Genomic DNA, 4,314 nt, shown 5'->3' with positions numbered 1-4,314 from the left:
TAAAATGTCTAAGGGTCACTCTCTTCAAGATCCATATTTGAATGCACTTCGTAAAGAGCGAATTCCTGTTTCAATATTTCTTGTTAACGGCATTAAGCTACAAGGCCAGATTGAGTCATTTGACCAGTTTGTCATTTTACTTAAAAACACTGTTAGCCAAATGGTGTATAAGCACGCTATTTCAACGGTTGTACCTGCACGTAATGTTCGCGTTGCAACACCTGAAGAACAAGAGTCATAGTCTATCTTGACTCTATCCCCACTATCAGACTTTTATCGTCGCTTAGCTTTTTTGCCCGCCGGAGTAGTAATTAAACGTGTTTGACCGTCCCGACTCCGGTGAGCTGGCTATACTGGTTCATATTGATTTTAACTCTGAAAAAGAACGTGAAGACCCTGATGAATTCAAGGAGTTAGTGTCTTCTGCTGGGGTTGAAACGCTAGCAGTCATTACTGGCTCTAGAGATAAGCCGGATGCCCGGCACTTTGTTGGTAAGGGTAAGCTGGAAGAAATACAGTTCGAGTTAGAGCATGGTGAGGCAGATGTTGTGCTGTTTAATCATGCTTTGTCACCAAGTCAGCAGCGAAATCTTGAAGCGGCCCTGGAGTGTAGAATTATCGACCGTACAGGTATCATTTTGGATATCTTTGCTCAGCGGGCGAGAACTCACGAAGGTAAGCTGCAGGTCGAACTTGCTCAGTTAGAATATATGTCGACGAGATTGATTCGCGGCTGGACCCACTTGGAGCGTCAAAAGGGTGGTATCGGTTTACGAGGGCCGGGTGAGACTCAGTTAGAAAGTGATAGACGTTTACTTCGCGGTCGTATCAAGACTATTACCTCACGTCTGGAGAAAGTTCGTAAACAGCGTGACCAAGGTCGTAGAGCACGCACCCGTGCAGAAATACCAACAGTATCCTTGGTTGGTTATACCAATGCTGGTAAATCTACTTTATTCAATCGAGTCACTGAAGCGGATGTTTATGCTGCCGACCAGCTGTTTGCAACCTTGGACCCGACTTTAAGAAAGTTGAACCTGCCGGATATCGGCAACGCTATTTTGGTTGATACCGTTGGTTTTATTAGACATCTCCCGCATAAATTGGTAGATGCCTTCCGGGCAACGCTTGAAGAAACCTGCAACGCTACGCTTCTTTTGCATGTCATTGATTGTCATGATGAAGGTCGCATGGATAATATTGAGCAGGTGGAGCATGTTCTTAAGGAGATTGGTGCGGATAAGGTTCCGACTTTAAAGGTTTATAATAAGCTAGATCTATTAGACGGTCGTGAGCCGAGAATAGATAGAGATGAAGACGGTGTGCCGCAGCGAGTATGGGTGTCTGCTTATACGGGTGCTGGTGTAGATCTGCTTAATCAAGCGATTATTGAAATTCTTGGTGATGAAATAGTTCATCAGAAAATTAAACTTGACCCTTCTAAAGGTGGAAAACTAAGAGCCTTGTTTTATGCTGCATCGGTCGTGCAGGATGAAAGCTATGATGAAGAAGGCGGGCTAGTTCTAGAGATTCGCTTACAGCGCCTCGATTACGAAAGACTGCTTCGCCAAGCTGAAGTTAATGAATCTGATTTAGATATCACTAACTTGTAATCACAAGCTATCCAGCCCGATAAAAGGCACTAAAATGTCACGCATTTGACTGAAAACGTGCAGCCAAATGTGCGTCAAGTCAGAAAATTACATTTCTCAAAAAAACTTACACTAAGTTATGTAAGTACTTCTGTTAAAAATAAAAAGCTGTGCTATGTTTTATGGATAGCGAACTTCTTTTCTAGGAATTCATCGTAAGATATTGATATTTTAGGCATTGCCAAATTGAGGATAAGATATGTTTCTTAATAAATCAGTGGTTTTATCGCTGAGCATGGCGCTTTTGCTAAGTGCATGTAGCGGAAGTGACGGTTTTGGTGTGGGTAATGGTAACCCAGATGATTCAAGTGGTACTGAAACTACTGAAACCGATTCCGGGACGGATACATCACCGACTGCTGACGTGGACGAGAGGTTAGGTTCTGGTTCAGGTAATAGTTTTGATGCTGGTGCAATGGTAACCGGTTTGGCTGACGGTGAGGTGCTTTCTTACGGTGCTAGTACGACGATATCTGTCAATGTAGTTAATGCAGGTAGGGATAATGAATTATTAGCAACGCCAACCTCAGTGAGCTTTAGTTCAGCTTGTGCGACACAAGGATTGGCGACAATTGGTGAGTCAGCGTTAAGTTCTGCAGGTGTGGCGACCGTAAATTATACTGCCACATCTTGTACTGGTTCGGATACGATAACAGCAACGACAACTGATGATGAAGGTAATACCTCAACTGCATCCGTAACAATTGATATCTCTAGTTTAGGTTTGGGTAGAAGTTCTGGCGATTCTTTTGTATCGGGTGAAATGACAACGCTAACTGACGGTGTTGATCTAACCTATGGTGGCGACACGGTTGTGTCGGTCAATATTGTTGATACCAACGGTAATACTCTATTTACCTCTAGTTCCGTGTCGGTTAGCTTTACTTCAAATTGTGTGCAGCAAGGCAAGTCGGATATTTCATCTTCGGTTAATACAACGACAGGTACCGCGGTTGCAACGTATACTGCGAATACCTGTGAAGGGCCTGATGTCATTACCGCTACACTAAGTGATGGGACCTCAGCTACAGCAAATATTAACGTAGCAGAGCAAATACTAGGTGAATTAGCTTTTGTATCGGCTGATCCTTCAACCATCGCGTTGAAAGGCAGTGGCTCAAGTGCTCACCCAGAGGTTACAACCGTTACCTTCAGTTTGAACGATGCGACGGGCGAGCCGATGGCAGGTGAAACAATTGAATATTCTCTGTCAACGAATGTGGGGGGGATTACTTTCCCTAATGGCTTATCGACTTATTCTTCGGTAACGGATGAAGAGGGTAATACTTCAGTACAGCTTACTGCTGGTGGCGTTAACATTAGTGTGGCAATCATTGCAACGGTAACTGTTGAGTATGAGGATGGTTCAACTGCAACGACAACTACGACATCTGATTCAATTGCCGTTCTGGGTGGACTTCCTGACCAAGACAGCTTTACTTTATCTGTAGAGACCTTTAACCCTCGTGGTTGGGATATTTCTGGAACAACTTCTCGAATGACTGTGCGCGCAGGTGACCGCTTTAATAATGAGGCTAGAGATGGTACTCAGGTTTCTTTTGTGACAACCGGTGGTCAGATAGTGGGTTCCTGTGAATTAGATAGTGGCTTTTGTTCAGTTGATTGGACAAGTTCGAATCCGCGTCCCGATAACGGTTTAGTGCATATTATGGCACGTACGACTGGAGAGGAGTCATTTATTGATGCGAACTTGAATGGTCAATATGATTTAGGTGAAGTCATAGATGTCGAACTGGACGAAGCTTATATCGATGTTAACTATAATGGTGTGCGTGATGATAATGAGTTCTACTCAGATTTTAACAATAATCAGGTATACGACACTAAGACTAATCCGGGATTTTATCAGGGGGCAAGTTGTACTGAGGCAGCTGAAGAACCTTCGGATCCTGATGACCCTAATTCTCCGTATCATTGTGAGTCGCTAGTCGATGTAAGACGTGTAGCTACGATCTGTATGTCTGAAGATGATGTCGTAATTTCTGATAACTTAGGTGGTGGGGTTCTGGATGCTTCAGCGGGCGCCGCAGGAGTTCTAGTTACAATTACTGATGGTAAAGGGCTAATGCCTGCAAATGGCACTACTGTAGCAGTAAGTGTTGAGGATGGTGAGATTGTAACGGGCCAAAATATTGTAATTCCTAATCAGTGTCCAGTAGATTCTGACGGTAATCCGATTCCGTTTACTAACATGATTATAGTAGAGGCAGATGATGACCCTGCTACTAGCTTCGGTACATTAAAAGTCGCTGTAACACGCGCAGATGGGGTGATTGAAGAACGTTTTATCTCTTTCCTTCACTAGGTTTCTTATTTAATAGTTAGATCTAAATCCTTAATGGGGAAGCATAAGCTTGCCCATTTTTATGTCTGATAAACGCCCACCATAAAAACCGCTTGCTGTCCGTCTCCAAGCACAATACTATGTGCCTCTTGTAAACTAAGACTTTGCCCTCATTAACCACACTTGTGGGCAATTAAGTCACAATACTTTGATTCGTAAGAATCTTTCATGAAACTAATCTAAAAAATGTAACGGAGTCTTCTATGGCCTGGAATGAGCCGGGTGGTAATCGTAATGATAACGACCCTTGGGGTTCTAATAATCGAGGGAATAAAGGCGGCAATAATCAAGGGCCAC

General features: G+C 43.5%; 4 protein-coding genes. All 4 read left to right on the top strand.

Annotated features, from left to right (window positions below; all coding sequences use genetic code 11):
• Positions 1-4 precede the first annotated feature (4 nt).
• Positions 5-241: an RNA chaperone Hfq gene (hfq, locus tag A3763_RS09380; RefSeq protein ID WP_068514970.1), complete on the top strand. Its 237-nt coding sequence runs from the start codon at positions 5-7 to the stop codon at positions 239-241.
• A 76-nt stretch (positions 242-317) separates the two neighbouring features.
• Positions 318-1,613, top strand: a complete 1,296-nt coding sequence (hflX, locus tag A3763_RS09375; RefSeq protein ID WP_068514973.1) for a ribosome rescue GTPase HflX — start codon at positions 318-320, stop codon at positions 1,611-1,613.
• Between the two features lie 238 nt (positions 1,614-1,851).
• The gene (locus A3763_RS09370) at positions 1,852-3,978 is read left to right on the top strand and encodes a hypothetical protein (protein WP_068633368.1); all 2,127 of its coding nucleotides are present in this window, start codon (positions 1,852-1,854) and stop codon (positions 3,976-3,978) included.
• Between the two features lie 242 nt (positions 3,979-4,220).
• The coding region (locus tag A3763_RS27545; protein WP_156495028.1) for a protease modulator HflK N-terminal domain-containing protein at positions 4,221-4,314 on the top strand (94 nt) is incomplete at its 3' end.

The sequence above is a fragment of the Oleiphilus sp. HI0128 genome (assembly GCF_001635365.1).
This window is presented reverse-complemented; position numbering and strand designations above follow the sequence as displayed.